The organism is Psychrosphaera sp. 1_MG-2023 (assembly GCF_030548245.1).
GTDB lineage: Bacteria > Pseudomonadota > Gammaproteobacteria > Enterobacterales > Alteromonadaceae > Psychrosphaera > Psychrosphaera algicola.
Map to the genome: position 1 here is coordinate 1 of NZ_JAUORW010000051.1, position 1,148 is coordinate 1,148.

Annotated in this window: 1 rRNA gene; it reads right to left on the minus strand. The window is 48.6% G+C overall.

Annotated elements, in window-relative coordinates:
- Positions 1–1,003, minus strand: a 16S ribosomal RNA gene (locus tag Q4575_RS19660); the annotation flags it as partial.
- Between the last annotated feature and the right edge of the window lie 145 nt (positions 1,004–1,148).

Below are 1,148 nucleotides of genomic sequence, written 5' to 3' on the forward strand. Positions count from 1 at the left end.
GAAAATTCTCTGGATGTCAAGGGATGGTAAGGTTCTTCGCGTTGCATCGAATTAAACCACATGCTCCACCGCTTGTGCGGGCCCCCGTCAATTCATTTGAGTTTTAACCTTGCGGCCGTACTCCCCAGGCGGTCTACTTAATGCGTTAGCTGCGCAAGACATCTCTTAAGAGACGAACTGCTAGTAGACATCGTTTACGGCGTGGACTACCAGGGTATCTAATCCTGTTTGCTACCCACGCTTTCGTACATGAGCGTCAGTGTTGATCCAGGTGGTTGCCTTCGCCATTGGTATTCCTTCAGATCTCTACGCATTTCACCGCTACACCTGAAATTCTACCACCCTCTCTCACACTCTAGCCATCCAGTTTCAAATGCAGTTCCCAGGTTGAGCCCGGGGCTTTCACATCTGACTTAAATGGCCGCCTGCGTACGCTTTACGCCCAGTAATTCCGATTAACGCTCGCACCCTCCGTATTACCGCGGCTGCTGGCACGGAGTTAGCCGGTGCTTCTTCTGCGAGTAACGTCAAATCTAGCAGGTATTAACTACTAAACCTTCCTCCTCGCTGAAAGTGCTTTACAACCCGAAGGCCTTCTTCACACACGCGGCATGGCTGCATCAGGCTTGCGCCCATTGTGCAATATTCCCCACTGCTGCCTCCCGTAGGAGTCTGGACCGTGTCTCAGTTCCAGTGTGGCTGATCATCCTCTCAGACCAGCTAGGGATCGTCGGCTTGGTGAGCCTTTACCTCACCAACTACCTAATCCCACTTGGGCTTCTCTAAAGGCGAGAGCCGAAGCCCTCTTTAAGCCGTAGCTACTATGCGGTATTAGCAGTCGTTTCCAACTGTTGTCCCCCACCTAAAGGCAAATTCCCAAGCATTACTCACCCGTCCGCCACTCGTCATCAAACTAGCAAGCTAGTTCATGTTACCGTTCGACTTGCATGTGTTAGGCCTGCCGCCAGCGTTCAATCTGAGCCATGATCAAACTCTTCACTTAAAAGTTTAATCGGCTACTTAATAAAAATACTGTTCAAATAAATTTGTGCAGACATTCTATATAAGTAGCTTTATACATATATATTTGTTGTCACTACTCTACGGAGTGCCCACACAGATAATTAATTACAAATTGTTAAAGAACG